This window comes from Herbaspirillum sp. Sphag64 (assembly GCF_014192645.1).
Classification (GTDB): domain Bacteria; phylum Pseudomonadota; class Gammaproteobacteria; order Burkholderiales; family Burkholderiaceae_D; genus Herbaspirillum.
The window spans coordinates 16035-30090 of record NZ_JACHYE010000001.1 but is presented as its reverse complement, the minus strand read 5'-3'; the positions used below and the strand labels follow the sequence as shown (position 1 = coordinate 30090).

Here is a 14056-nt window from a genome sequence, read left to right as displayed (position 1 = left end):
TGTTACTCCCTCAGGCAGCGGCAGGCATGCACAACGCCTGTCCGAAGACCAGTTTATGTCGGATCGCAGCGATATCGGTGCGCTGCTGGATCAATTCAAAATACCATGGACCATCTTTGACGTCGCCATACAGCACTGCGCCGATCAGCTGACTGCCCTTGAGAATCAGCCGCTTGTAGACACCCCGGCGTGGATCGCGCAACACCAGATCTTCGCTCTCGGCGTCTCCTATGAAGTCACCGGCGGAATACAGGTCAACGCCAGTGACCTTGAGCTTGGTCGCCGTTGCCTGCTGCACATAGCGACGGTGACCCGCACCGGCCAGATGCGCTGCTGCCACGCGCGCCTGCTCCCAGATCGGCGCTACCAGGCCAAAGGTGGCGCGCCGATGCTGCACGCATTCACCCACGGCATACACCCGTGGATCATAGGTCTGCAAGGTATCGTCGACCACGATCGCACGCTCGCAGTGCAGCCCGGCAGACTGTGCCAGCTGAATGTTGGGACGGACACCGGCAGTCATCACCACCAAATCGGCTGGAATGCTGCTGCCATCCTTGAAATGCACCGCTTGTACGCGCGCTTCACCGCTGATGGCAGCCGTCTCGGCATTGAGCAGAAAGCGCAATCCACGTGCCTCCAGTGCCTGCTTCAGCAGTGCAGCTGCTGGTTGATCCAGTTGCTGGTTCATCAGACTGCCCGCTACATGCACGACCGTGACCTGCATCCCCTGACGTAACAAACCATTGGCCGCTTCCAGCCCAAGCAGGCCGCCGCCGATGACGACCGCATGGCGATGTTGACGGGCTGCTTCCAGCATCTGGTGGACGTCCTGAATATCACGGAAGGCAATCACGCCCGGTAAATCATGACCTGGTACTGGAATGATGAAGGGCTTGGAGCCGGTTGCCAGCAGCAACCGGTCATACGGCACGCAGATACCACTGCGGGCGCGCACCACACGCTGCTTGCGATCAATCGCCTCGACCGGATCACCAGCATGCAAGGTGATCCCATGCCGGGTATACCACTGCGGTGTATTGAGCATGATGTCATCGATGCTCTTGTCACCGGCCAGTACCGGTGACAGCAGGATACGGTTGTAATTGCCATGCGGCTCTGCACCGAACACCGTGATGTCATACAGCTCAGGTGCCAGCTTGAGCAGTTCTTCGACTGTGCGCATGGCGGCCATGCCATTGCCGACCACCACCAGTGATGGCCGGGCACTGGCACTGGTGTTGGCAGCGGCGTGCGGTGTGCTCATGCGGCAACCCAGACACGACCATTTGTTACCCGTGTCGGATAGGCAGCAACCGAGTGTTGCGGTACTTCCAGGCACTCGCCGGTGTGCAGGTCGAAATGCTGCTTGTACATTGGCGATGCCACCACGATGCGCTCGCCCAGACTGCCGATCAGACCACGTGAGAGCACTGCTGCTTCGGCGTTGGGATCATAGTTGTTGATCGCCAGTACGTGGCTCTCCTGCTGGCGGCTGTCGAACACATGAAAGACCGCCACCTGCTGGTCGCCAATCAAGGCGCACACGCCGGTGTTGGGCACGATGTCCGCAAGTGCGCAGACCTCGGTCCATTGCGCTGTTAAGTCTTCAGTCAAATGATCACGATGCATGATGGATTCCTCGTTCAATCGGGTAGGTGCAGGTGCTCGTCTGCCTGTTATGCGACGGTTTCCGGTATCAGCGGAATCACCTTCGGATGACGTTCGGCCACCGTGGCAGGGCGAATCTGGCCGCGCTCCGGTACAAACTGCACATGCTCGTCGGCGGCGTTGCTGTTGACGAAGTGACGGAAGCGCTTGCGCGTTTCGGGGTCAGAAACCGCCTTTTTCCATTCACATTCATAGGTATCCACCACATGCTGCATCTCGGCTTCCAGCGCAGCGCCGAGCTGAAGCTTGTCGTCCACCACGACCTGCTTGAGGTAGTCCAGTCCACCCTCCAGATTGTCACGCCAAATGCTGGTACGTTGCAGCCGGTCGGCGGTGCGTACATAGAACATGAGGAAGCGGTCGATCATACGGATCAGGGTGTCACGGTCAAGGTCCGCGGCCAGCAGTTCGGCATGCCGTGGTTTCATGCCGCCATTGCCGCAGACATACAGGTTCCAGCCTTTTTCGGTGGCGATGATGCCAACATCCTTACCTTGTGCCTCGGCACATTCGCGGGTGCAACCGGAAACGCCAAACTTGATCTTGTGTGGTGAGCGCAGCCCCTTGTAGCGGTTTTCCAGTGCAATCGCCAGGCCCACACTATCGTCCACACCATAGCGGCACCAGGTCGAGCCAACGCAGGATTTGACGGTGCGCAGCGACTTGCCATAGGCATGCCCGGTCTCAAATCCGGCGGCAATCAGTTCTTCCCAGATCGCTGGCAGCTGCTCTAGACGGGCACCAAACAGATCGACCCGCTGACCACCGGTAATCTTGGTATAAAGGCCGTATTTCTTGGCCACCTGACCGACCGCAATCAAACCATCCGGGGTCACTTCGCCACCGGCCATGCGCGGTACCACCGAGTAACTGCCATCCTTCTGGATATTGCCGAGGAAGTAGTCGTTCGAGTCTTGCAGGCTGGCGTGCTCTGGCTTGAGCACAAAGTCGTTCCAGCACGACGCCAGCAGGCTGGCAGTCAACGGCTTGCAGATATCGCAGCCCAGGCCTTTACCATGCTGCGCCAGCAAGGCGTCAAAGGTCTTGATCTCGCCGACCCGGATCAGATGCAGCAACTCTTGCCGGGAATACGCAAAATGTTCACAGACATGATTGTTGACGGCCAGACCCTGCTTCTTCATTTCGGCCTTCATGATCTGCGTCACCAGTGGCACGCAACCGCCGCAGGAGGCACCTGCTTTGGTGCAGCTCTTGAGTGCGCCGATTGAGGTGGCACCGTCGGCCACCGCACTGCACAGTGCACCCTTGGTGACGTTGTTGCAGGAGCAGATGGTGGCGCTGTCGGGCAGGGCATCGACACCGAGACCGACCTTGGTCTGACCATCGGCCTGCGGCAGGATCAGGAACTCCGGTGCTGGTGGCAGTTCGATGCGGTTGAGCATCATTTGCAGCAGGGTGCCATATTCCGCGGCATCGCCAACCATGACCGCGCCCAGTAAATGCTTGCCGGATGCCGAGACGATGATCTTCTTGTAGATCTGTTTGACTTCATCGGTGAACTGATAGGCGCGGCTGCCGGCTTCCTTGCCATGCGGGTCGCCGATACTGGCGACATCCACGCCCATGAGCTTGAGTTTGGTGCTCATGTCGGCACCGTTGAACTGCGCCAGTGTCGTCGCGAGGGCAGGGGCGGCGTCGCTTGACTCCCGATGGGCCAGCACATGTGCGGCAGCAATCCTGGCCATGTCGTAGCCGGGTGCCACCAGGCCAAAGATACGGCCATTCCAGAGTGCACATTCACCGATGGCGTACACATGTGCATCCGAAGTGAGGCAATGGTTATCGATCACAATACCGCCACGCTCACCGACCTGCAGACCCATTTCGCGGGCCAGTTCATCCCGTGGACGAATACCGGCGGAAAACACGATCATGTCGGTTTCCAGATGGCTGCCATCTTCAAAGTTCATCCGGTGCGTCGCGTGCTTGCCGTCGACGATTTCCACCGTATTTTTTTGCGTATGCGCCGTCACGCCCAGCGCTTCGATCTTTTGCCGCAGGATGCGACCACCACTCTCATCAACCTGCACCGCCATCAGGCGTGGCGCAAATTCAACGACATGGGTCTCCAGCTTCAGATCGCGCAGGGCCTTGGCGCATTCCAGACCGAGCAGACCGCCACCGATGACGACCCCAGTCCTGGCGCGGTTACCGCATTCCAGCATGGCTTCCAGATCTTCGATGGTGCGGTAGACAAAGCAATCCTTGCGCTGATTGCCCGGCACCGTTGGTACAAACGGGTAAGAACCGGTGGCCAGTACCAGCTTGTCGTAAGACAGTGTCTCTACTTGCCCGGCAACGTTGGCAGTCACCGTTTTGGCGGCCAGATCGACTGCCTGTGCCTTGGCATTGAGACGCAGATCAAACTGCACATCGCTGTTGCCTGGTGCAAAGAAGCCCGGTGCCACCAGTGACAGATCTTCCGCAGTCTTGCCGGCGAAGAATTCAGACAGGTGAACCCGATCATAGGCAGGGCGTGGTTCTTCGCACAGGATGGTCACCTGCAGGTCGGTGGCACCGCTGTCTGCCAGCGTTTCCAGAAATTTATGGCCCACCATGCCGTGGCCGATGACGATAAGCTTCATGATCTATCGCTCCTCAGGCAGTGGCTGTAGCTGCGGCTGCGGCTGCGCTCACAGGCTCGTTATGTTCTGCCATGTGGTTGGCAGCGAAACGCACTGCAATCGCGCACAGTGCTGACAAGGTCACCAGCAGGCCCAGCATGGTCAGCGTCTGTTGCATATCACCCAAGCCCTTGAACAGGAAGCCCGCCAGTACTGCACCTACATTGCCGCCGGCGCCGATGATACCGGCGACGCCACCGAGCGCACGTCGGTCAATGAACGGCACCAGCGCATAAGTTGCACCGCAAGCCATGTGCGTGAACAGGCCAAAGCTGAGCATCGCCACAATCGCCAGCGTGGCACTACCGGCATGGGCAAACCACAGCAGGCCCAGGCCTTCACCGAGCATCATCACGAACAGCACCAGTGCACGCCGGTTGAGGCCGCCAAAGCGCGCTGCCCGGTCCGACAGGATGCCACCCAAAGCGCGTGCAAACAGCGCCAGCAAACCAAAGCTGGCCGCTGCCATACCAGCGCCCTTGAGTGACAGGCCAAAGTGGTCGACGTAATAGATCGCAGCAATATTGTGGATGAAAATTTCCACACCAAAGCAGGCACCGTAAGTGACAAACAGCATCCAGACCCGATAGTTGACGCTGGCCAGACGGAAGCTGGCCCAGCCACCACCTTTGCCGCTAGATACGGTGATGCCTTCGCGGCGCAGGTCACTGAAATTACCTTGCGGGCAATCCTGTGTATAGCGCCAGTAGAGCGCAGCCATTACCAGCATCAGCACGCCCGGTACCAGCAATGCCACACGCCAGCCCATACTGTCACCGACACCCAGCATCAGCACAGCCGCCAGCAACAGTGGCATCACCCCTTGCGCGACACCACCGCCGGCATTGCCCCAGCCCGCTGTGGTGGCATTGGCCGTACCCACGATCTTGGGCGCGAACATGACCGAGGTGTGATATTGCGTGATCACGAAGCTGGCACCGACCGCGCCGATACCAAGGCGGAACAGCAGAAAGCTCTCGTAACTCTGTGACAGCGATACGCCCAGCACCGGAATAGCACCCAGCAACAGCAGGCCGGTGTAGGTCTTGCGAGGGCCGAAACGATCGCACAGCGGGCCTACCAATAGGCGTACCAAAATCGTCACCGCCACCGCTGCGATATTGATATTGGCGATCTGCGCCGGTGTCAGACCCAACTGGCCCTTGATAACAGGCATCAGTGGCGCACAGGCAAACCAGGCAAAGAAGCAGACGAAGAACGCCATCCAGGTCAGATGGAACGCACGCATCTGTACCGAGCCGAAGGAAAAGAGCCGAATTGATTCGGCTTTGCTGATCGAAGAAGAGGTAGAGGCCATTTTTTATCCCTGAAAAATAAAAAAGCGTCCACGCAACCCGGCAACAATGCCAGGTTGGGTGGACGCCGTTGTCCTGCAGATCCGTCGTTAGATCAGCAATAAAAAGAGGTGGATCGTCGTTGATCCGTATCCGACTACAAGCAAAGCCTGTGCCAGCGCTAGTCGAGTGGTGCCGGATTGCTATGCAAAGCCAGGATAGTAGGCGCTCTCGATAAGAAAAGGTGGTTGCGATGGCAATCCATTTGCCAGGGTTGAACGACCCCAGGTTGACGTCTTTCGGTGCGGTGCGCGCATAAATGGTGCGCTGCGACGCGTACCTGGCCTGCCATTTTTGCCCGCAATCCGGCAGTGATTGATCGACATCAAGCCGATCGAAACCGCACAGACCAATCCTTCCAAAGCTGATATAGATCAAAGGAAATGTTCCTTCGACTCGACATAATCAGTGCCCGTAAAGACGCGCTGCGACTGGCTTTGCAAGCATCGTAAAGACCTTTGATTTGCGAACGACACGTGCTTTTTTCACTCCTTCTTTTGGAATTCGCCATGACTGACAATGTTGCACCGGAAACAGCTTTCAGTAGTACGGCAGTGCTCGATCAGCAGTTTCATGCTGCACTTGCAAAAATGACGTCCTCGCTGTCGATTGGCTCAGCTGCACTGGCTGGTGTGGATTGGGGAATTCATCTTGCGGTTTCGCCGGGCAAGCGAATCGAGCTGGCGATGCTGGCAATGCGGCAAAGTGCGCAATTGCTGCGCTATGTAATGCAGTCTCCCTGGCATCGCTTTGGTGCGCCTGACGACAACGGGCAGGTGCTGCCATTACCGGTGACCGACCGGCGCTTTGCCGATCCTGCCTGGCAGCAATGGCCGTTCAATTTGCTGCATCAGTCGTTCTTGCTCAATGAACAATGGTGGAGCGAAGCAACCTCGAACGTCTGGGGCGTAGAGCGCCATCATGCCGATGTGGTCGGCTTTGCCGCACGTCAGTGGCTGGATATTTTTTCGCCCGGTAACCAGCTCGCAACCAACCCGGAAGTACTGCACAAGACCATCGAAGAGCGCGGTGCCAATCTCTTGCGCGGCCTGCACAACGAGCTCGACAACACTGCGCGTCTGCTCAGCGGGACGCCGGCAGCCGGACTGGAAAACTTTACCGTCGGTCAGCAACTCGCGGTCACACCTGGCAAGGTCGTGCTTAAAAATCAGCTCATCGAGCTGATGCAATACACGCCAACCACCAGCAAGGTCCATCCGGAACCAATTTTCATTGTGCCGGCCTGGATCATGAAGTATTACATCCTCGACTTGTCGCCGCACAATTCGATGATCAAATATCTGGTTGATCAAGGTCATACCGTGTTTTGTCTCTCCTGGAAGAATCCCGGTCCCGACGAGCGCAATCTCGGCATGGACGACTATCTGCAACAAGGGATCGTCGCTGCGCTGGGTGCCATCGGTGACATCGTGCCCAAGCAGGCAGTGCACGCAGTCGGTTACTGTCTCGGCGGCACCTTGCTCTCGATTGCCGCCGCCGCCATGGCGCGCGATGGGGATACGCGTCTGGCTTCCATGACCTTGCTGGCAGCCCAGACCGATTTTGCTGAACCCGGTGAGCTCGGACTATTCATTGATGACAGTCAGGTCAGCCTGCTAGAAGCACAGATGCAGGAGGCCGGCAGCCTCAGTGCAGGGCAGATGGCCGGTGCATTCCAGATGCTGCGTTCCTACGATCTGCTGTGGTCACAACTGATTAAGCAAGCGCTCATGGGCGAACGTGATCAGATGAATGACCTGATGGCCTGGAATGCCGATGCCACCCGCATGCCGGCCCGCATGCATTCCGAATATCTGCGCCGGCTGTTTTTACACGACGATCTGAGTCAGGGGCGCTATCCGGTGGCAGGACGGCCGATTGCCTTGAGCGACATTGATTTGCCGCTGTTTATGGTCGGTACCGTCACCGATCACGTCGCACCGTGGCGCTCGGTGCACAAGATGCACTATCTCAGCCCGGCCGAAATCACCTTTGTGCTCACCAGTGGAGGTCACAACGCCGGGATCGTCAGCGAGCCCGGTCATCCGCACCGCCATTACCAGATGTTGACCCGTGCGGCCGGTGGCAACTATGTCGCACCGGACCAGTGGCAAGCCGAGGCACCCAGCTTTGAAGGTTCCTGGTGGACTGCGTGGCAGCAATGGCTGGCACAACGCTCATCACCACCGCACAAGCCGCCGCAACTCGGCAGCAAACGCTATCCCGCCAGTGCTGATGCGCCCGGCAGTTATGTATTGGAGAAATAAGATGACGCCATCACTGGCAGGAAAAAAAGGGCTGGTCATTGGTATCGCCAACGAGCACAGCATTGCCTGGGGTGCCGCTCAGGCGTTTCGCGCCGCCGGAGCCGAGCTGGCAGTCACCTGGCTCAACGACAAGGCGCGTCCGTATGTCGAACCGCTGGCGCAGCAACTCGATGCCAGTATTCAGCTGCCGCTGGATGTCGAGCAGGAGGGCGCAATGGAAGCGGTTTTTGCTGCCATCACGGCGCAATGGGGCAAGCTTGATTTTGTGCTGCACTCGATTGCTTTCGCACGCAAGGAAGATTTGCACGGGCGCGTCGTCGATACCTCCCGCGCGGGTTTCGCACAAGCCATGGATGTGTCATGTCACTCCTTCGTGCGGGCTGCGCGTCTGGCCGAGCCACTGATGAAGCAGGGCGGCTGTCTGCTCACCATGAGCTATCTGGGTGCGGAAGAAGTGGTTGCCAACTACGGCCTGATGGGGCCAGTCAAGGCGGCGCTTGAGTCATCGGTACGCTATCTGGCAACCGAACTGGGGCCGCAAGGCATTCGTGTCAGCGCCGTGTCGCCGGGGCCATTGGCAACACGTGCGGCCTCCGGCATTGCCGACTTCCAGCATCTGCTTAACGATGCGGCTACCCGTGCGCCCTTGCGACGCCTGACCACCATTGAAGAGGTCGGTGCTCTGTGCGCCTTTCTGGTCAGCGATGCTGCCGCTTCCATCACAGGCGATACCTTGTATGTCGACGCCGGCTACCACATTCTTGGATAAGCTCACCATGCGAAGTCGTTCCCCGCTCGCCGTGGCACTCAGTGCGGTGCTGCTGCTGCTGACTGCCTGCCAATCGATGGCACCTGCCTATCAACGTCCCGCGGCACCGGTCGCTGCGCAGTATCCGGGGCAGGGCGCGACACAGGAAGGATCTGCGGCAGCCACTGCCTTGCCAGCATGGCCCGACTATTTCCGCGACCCGCAACTGCAACAGCTGATCCGTCAGGCGCTGACCAATAATCGTGATCTGCGGGTGGCCGTTCTGCATGTGGCTGAGGCACGTGCCGCCTATGGCATCAGCCGTGCTGACCTGTTCCCGACGATCGGTGCGCAGGCCAGTGATGACCGCTCACGTACACCTGCTGATCTGAGCCTGACCACCAAGCCGTTGCTTGGTAGTGCCTATCAGGTTGGTCTCGGGCTGAGCAGCTGGGAGATTGATTTCTGGGGGCGCGTGCGCAGCCTCAGCGATGTTGCCCTGGCGACTTACCTCGCCACTGATGCCGCCAGCCGCGCCACCCGACTCAGCCTGATCACGCAGGTTGCAGAAGCCTATCTGGAGCTGGCCGAGACCGATGAGCGCATCGCCATCGCCCAGCAGACTATCGCCAGCCGGCAGGAGAGCTTCCGCATTTTTTCACGGCGGGTGGCGGTCGGCTCGACCTCGCGCCTGAATCTGACCCAGATCGAAACCCTGCTCACCCAGGCGCAGGCGCTCGGTGTGCAACTGGAACAGCAGCGCGAGCAGCAACGCAATGCGCTCACATTACTGGTCGGCGGGCAGGTAGCGTGGATGCCCGAGCAGGACCGCCAGATACTCAATACTGCCTTACCTGCACTGCAGCCGGGCTTGCCGTCCTCCTTGCTGAATGCGCGCCCCGATGTGCTGGCGGCCGAGCAGCAATTGCTGGCTGCCAATGCTAATATTGGTGCCGCACGGGCAGCGTTTTTCCCCAACATTTCACTGACGGCAAGTTACGGTTCAGCCAGTGCCGAGCTCAGTGGCTTGTTCCGTGATGGCAGTCAGGCATGGACCTTCGTGCCCAGCATCTCGCTGCCGCTGTTCAACGCCGGACGCTTGCGCAATAACCTCAATCTGGCCGAAGTCCGCCGCGATATCGCCGTTGCCAGCTACGAAAAAACCGTCCAAAGCGCCTTCCGTGACGTTGCTGATGCACTCGCCGCACGACGCTGGCTGGCCCAGCAACTGGAGATTGCCCAAACCACCGTACGCGTCCAGCGCGAACGTGCTCGTCTGTCGCAGCTGCGATATGACAACGGTGCCTCACCGTTTCTGGATGTACTCGATGCCCAGCGCGATCTGTTGACCGCCGAGCAGCAACTGGTACAGACCCGACGCGCCTTGCTGTCCTCCTCAGTGAGTCTGTATGCCGCACTGGGTGGCGACAGTGGCACGGCGGTGACAACTTCTTCTACGCATTCACCTTCCCAGGACGAGTGATCATGACTATCACCAACGATAACAATAAATTGCAGAAACGCCTCCTGCCCGCCGCAATTGTCGCCGTTGTACTGGCCGGTGCCGGCGTATTTGCCTGGACCCAACTGGTGCCGCATGGCCCCGGGCCCGGCTTCGCCGGCGCCAATGGCCGCATTGAAGCGACCGAGATCGATGTCTCCAGCAAGTTGCCGGGCCGGTTGCAGGAGATTCTGGTCAACGAGGGCGACTTTGTCACCGCTGGTCAGCCGCTGGCACGTATGCAGGTGCAATCGCTGCAGGCCCAGCATGACGAAGCAGTCGCCCGGCAGCAGCAAGCGGTCTCCGAAGTGGCCAGTGCCGAGGCGCAAGTCGCGGTGCGCGAGAGTGATTACCACGCCGCACAGGCCCAGACTGCCCAGCGCGATAGCGAACTCGACGCCGCCCGTCGGCGTTTGTCGCGCTCCGAGGTACTGGAGCGCGAAGGCGCGGCATCGGCGCAGGATCTGGATGATGATCGCGCCCGTGTGCTCGGTGCCCAGGCGGCACTGGCGGCTTCACAGGCGCAGGTGGCGGCCGCGCAGGCCGCAGTGCAGGCTGCCCGTACTCAGGTGACCGGTGCCCACTCCACGGTGTCGGCCGCCAATGCCACGGTGCAGCGGGTCAAGGTGGATATCGATGACAGTACGCTCGTCGCGCCACGTGCCGGTCGCGTGCAATATCGCGTGGCCGAAGCCGGCGAAGTGCTCGGCGCTGGTGGCAAGGTGCTCAATCTGGTCGATCTCGGCGATGTCTATATGACCTTCTTCGTGCCCGAAGAAGTTGCCGGCAAGCTGGCGCTGGGCGGCGAGGTGCACCTGATTCTGGACGCTGCCCCGCAATATGTGATCCCAGCCCACATTAGCTTTGTAGCCAGCACTGCCCAGTTCACACCCAAGACCGTTGAAACAGCCAGCGAACGCCAAAAGCTGATGTTTCGCGTCAAGGCGCAGATTGATCGCGCACTGCTGCAAAAGTACCTGACACGGGTCAAAACCGGTTTGCCCGGGGTTGCCTGGGTCAAGACCGATAGCGCGGCAGTCTGGCCGACCCAGCTGGCGGTCAAGGTTCCGGGATGAGCGACGTGCAGTCCGCCGACCAGTCCGCTAACCTGTCCACCATTGCCAGCTTGCAGCAGGTATCGCTGCACTACGGCAAGCAGACTGCCTTGGACAATCTCACGCTGGCGATTCCCGCTGGGCAAATGGTTGGCCTGATCGGGCCTGACGGTGTTGGCAAATCGAGCCTGCTGTCCTTGCTGGCAGGGGCCCGTGCCTTGCAGACGGGCGAGGTCATGGTGCTGGGCGGTGACATGCGCCAGTCCCGGCACCGGCAACGGGTCTGCCCGCGCATTGCCTATATGCCGCAGGGACTGGGCAAGAACCTTTATCCCACCTTGTCGGTAGAAGAAAACCTGCAATTCTTCGGTCGTCTGTTTGGCCATGATGCGCAAGAGCGCCGTCGCCGTATCGATGCGTTGACCCGCAGTACCGGCCTTGAAAAATTTCTGGCGCGTCCAGCCGGCAAGCTGTCCGGCGGCATGAAGCAAAAGCTGGGCTTGTGCTGCGCACTGATCCACGATCCCGATCTGCTCATTCTCGACGAGCCGACCACGGGCGTTGATCCCTTGTCACGCGCCCAGTTTTGGGACCTGATCGGCCGTATCCGTGAGGAGCGCGGCGGTATGAGCGTCATCGTTGCCACCGCCTACATGGAAGAAGCTGACCGCTTCGACTGGCTGGTTGCCATGGATGACGGCAAGATACTCGCCACCGGCGCGCCTGCTGAACTGCAGCAGAAGACGGCGACCAGTACCCTGGAAGCCGCCTTTATCGCTTTGCTGCCCGAGGTCAAACGCCGCGCCCATCGAGATGTGATCGTGCCACCGCTGGTCGCAAGTGCCGACGACGAGATCGCCATCGAAGCACAAGGGCTGACGATGCGTTTTGGTGATTTTGTGGCGGTTGATCATGTTGATTTTCGGATACGCAAGGGTGAGATTTTTGGCTTTCTTGGCTCCAATGGCTGCGGCAAATCCACCACCATGAAAATGCTGACGGGCCTCTTGCCAGCCAGTGAGGGCCGGGCCAGCCTGTTTGGCAAGGAAGTAGATCCCAATGACATAGCAACCCGCGCACGGGTAGGTTATATGTCGCAGGCGTTCTCGCTCTATGGCGAATTGACGGTACGCCAGAATCTGGTCCTGCATGCCCGTCTGTATCGCGTACCCGAGCCCGAAATTGCAGCACGCACGCAGGAAATGGCCAGCCGTTTCAACTTGCTGGAGGTGCTCGATCAACTGCCCGAGAGTCTGCCGCTGGGCATCCGTCAGCGCCTGTCACTGGCGGTCGCCATGGTGCACAAACCAGAGCTGCTGATCCTTGATGAACCGACTTCCGGCGTGGACCCGGTGGCGCGTGACATGTTCTGGCAATTGATGGTTGATCTGGCGCGCAATGACCACGTGACCATCTTCATCTCTACCCACTTCATGAACGAAGCACAGCGTTGCGACCGTATTTCGCTCATGCATGCAGGGCGGGTACTGGTCAGCGCCAGTCCGGACGACCTGGTGCGCCAGCGCGGTTGCCAGACGCTGGAGCAGGCATTTATCGCTTATCTGGAAGAAGCTGCCGGAGCATCGGTATCGCCATCATCGCCATCACCGGTAAAGGCTGTGAAGGCTATCAAGGCTATCAAGGCCATCAACGTCATCAAGCCAGCGCGCATGCAGCAAAAGCGTTGGCGTGACGCCTTCACTCGCGCGCTCAGTTTCAGCCAGCGCGAAAGCCTGGAACTGCGGCGCGATCCAGTCCGTGCCACCTTGGCACTGCTCGGAACAGTGATCCTGCTGTTCATCATCGGTTACGGCATCAACCTCGACGTTGACCATCTCAGCTATGCCGTTCTCGACCATGATCAAACCATCCTGAGCCAGAACTACGCCCTCAACCTGTCGGGTTCTCGCTACTTCATCGAACATGCACCGCTGACCGATTACAACGATCTGGATCGTCGTATGCGCAACGGTGAGCTATCACTGGCAATTGAAATTCCACCGGACTTCGGTCGCAATCTGGAGCGCGGCAAACAGGTCGAGATCGCCGCCTGGGTCGATGGTGCCATGCCGAGCCGGGCCGAAACCATTCGCGGCTATGTGCAATCAATGCATCAACTCTGGCTGGCTGACATGATGGTGCACCGGCTCGGACAATCACCGGGCGCGACATTCGACATTGCCACCCGCTATCGCTACAACCCCGACGTCAAGAGTCTGCCAGCCATGGTCCCAGCCATCATCCCCATGTTGCTGATGATGATTCCGGCGATGCTCACCGCGCTGTCGGTGGTGCGGGAGAAAGAGCTGGGTTCCATCATCAACCTGTATGTCACACCGGTGACGCGCACGGAATTCCTGCTGGGCAAGCAATTGCCGTATGTGCTGCTGGGGTTGCTCAACTTCCTGATGCTGGTGGCCTTGGCGGTCACCGTGTTCGGCGTACCGCTCAAGGGTAGCTTTCTGACCCTGTCGCTGGCAGCCTTTCTGTTCGTGATCTGTTCGACCGGATTTGGGCTGTTGGCCTCGACCTTCACCCAGAGCCAGATTGCAGCGCTGTTTGTGACCATGATCGGCACCATCATCCCCTGCGTGCAGTTTGCTGGCCTGCTCAATCCGGTGTCGTCACTGGAGGGCGCGGGCGCGGTCATCGGTGCGCTCTATCCGGCCACGCATTTCCTCACCATCAGTCGTGGTGTGTTCAACAAGGCATTGAGTGCGGCGGATCTGGGTTCCTCATTCTGGCCCTTGGCAGCGGCGATTCCGGTGATCCTGTCGCTTGCCGTGATATTGCTCAGAAAGCAGGAGCGCTGAT

9 protein-coding genes are annotated in these 14056 nt (G+C 59.4%); 5 read left to right on the top strand and 4 right to left on the bottom strand.

What is annotated here, in order from left to right; translation table 11 throughout:
• Positions 1 to 10 precede the first annotated feature (10 nt).
• From FHW66_RS00145 to FHW66_RS00130, 4 genes are read right to left on the bottom strand one after another with little or no spacing between them, the layout of a single operon-like run.
• Positions 11 to 1267 (bottom strand): NAD(P)/FAD-dependent oxidoreductase, encoded by a 1257-nt coding sequence (locus FHW66_RS00145; RefSeq protein ID WP_183377707.1) that lies wholly within the window; start codon positions 1265 to 1267, stop codon positions 11 to 13.
• Positions 1264 to 1632: a nitrite reductase small subunit NirD gene (nirD, locus tag FHW66_RS00140; protein ID WP_183377706.1), complete on the bottom strand. Its 369-nt coding sequence runs from the start codon at positions 1630 to 1632 to the stop codon at positions 1264 to 1266. The genes FHW66_RS00145 and nirD overlap by 4 nt, the downstream gene beginning before the upstream one ends.
• A 47-nt stretch (positions 1633 to 1679) precedes the next feature.
• Positions 1680 to 4277, bottom strand: a complete 2598-nt coding sequence (gene nirB, locus FHW66_RS00135; RefSeq protein ID WP_183377705.1) for a nitrite reductase large subunit NirB — start codon at positions 4275 to 4277, stop codon at positions 1680 to 1682.
• A 13-nt stretch (positions 4278 to 4290) separates the two neighbouring features.
• A complete protein-coding gene (locus FHW66_RS00130) occupies positions 4291 to 5634 on the bottom strand; it encodes an MFS transporter (protein WP_183377704.1) in 1344 nt (447 codons plus the stop codon).
• A 546-nt stretch (positions 5635 to 6180) separates the two neighbouring features.
• Here FHW66_RS00130 and FHW66_RS00125 point away from each other — a divergent pair.
• Genes FHW66_RS00125 through rbbA form a run of 5 tightly spaced genes read left to right on the top strand, consistent with a single transcriptional unit; the run spans position 6181 to position 14055 of the window.
• Complete coding sequence (locus tag FHW66_RS00125) at positions 6181 to 7938, top strand: alpha/beta hydrolase (RefSeq protein WP_183377703.1); 1758 nt, start codon at positions 6181 to 6183, stop codon at positions 7936 to 7938.
• 1 nt (position 7939) lies between these two features.
• Positions 7940 to 8707 (top strand): enoyl-ACP reductase FabI, encoded by a 768-nt coding sequence (gene fabI, locus FHW66_RS00120; protein WP_183377702.1) that lies wholly within the window; start codon positions 7940 to 7942, stop codon positions 8705 to 8707.
• Positions 8708 to 8714: 7 nt separating this feature from the next.
• Entirely contained in the window at positions 8715 to 10169 is a 1455-nt protein-coding gene (locus FHW66_RS00115; protein ID WP_183377701.1) for an efflux transporter outer membrane subunit, read from the top strand.
• A gap of 2 nt (positions 10170 to 10171) precedes the next feature.
• Positions 10172 to 11263 carry an HlyD family secretion protein gene (locus FHW66_RS00110; protein WP_183377700.1) on the top strand — a complete coding sequence of 364 codons (1092 nt, stop codon included), beginning with the start codon at positions 10172 to 10174 and terminating at the stop codon, positions 11261 to 11263.
• Positions 11260 to 14055, top strand: coding sequence for a ribosome-associated ATPase/putative transporter RbbA (rbbA, locus tag FHW66_RS00105; protein ID WP_183377699.1), 2796 nt, complete (start codon positions 11260 to 11262; stop codon positions 14053 to 14055). The genes FHW66_RS00110 and rbbA overlap by 4 nt, the downstream gene beginning before the upstream one ends.
• Position 14056 lies beyond the last annotated feature (1 nt).